This is a genomic window from Streptomyces sp. P17 (assembly GCF_032436805.1).
In the GTDB taxonomy this organism is placed as follows: domain Bacteria; phylum Actinomycetota; class Actinomycetes; order Streptomycetales; family Streptomycetaceae; genus Streptomyces.
The window spans coordinates 1-270 of record NZ_JAVRBF010000846.1; the positions used below are offsets into that span (position 1 = coordinate 1).

Annotated in this window: 1 protein-coding gene; it reads left to right on the forward strand. The window is 60.4% G+C overall.

Annotation, left to right across the window (positions count from 1 at the left end; all coding sequences use genetic code 11):
- Positions 1–214: hypothetical protein (locus tag RMT89_RS43195; protein WP_315889229.1), on the forward strand; the 214-nt coding region annotated here is incomplete at its 5' end.
- Positions 215–270 lie beyond the last annotated feature (56 nt).

Sequence of the window (270 nt, forward strand, 5' to 3'; positions counted from 1 at the left end):
CGAATCCGGCATCGCAGTGGCTTATAGGGCCCTGGCGTCGGGGCTGGAGGAGGTACGCGGGCAATCGGCGCTAATCTGTACCCTGCTCGCGGCCAGCGAGCGTCTGACACGCAGTGAACTGCCCGTCGAACTGTTGATTGCAGAATTCATCGAAGATACATCGTCAGCTCGAGCATGGGTCGACCGCGCTCTGATTTTAGACATTGCCCTGTGAGGGCTTCTTCGGGCTGGCCAGCGGAACGCCGTTTATCGCACCGCGTACGAGGAGCT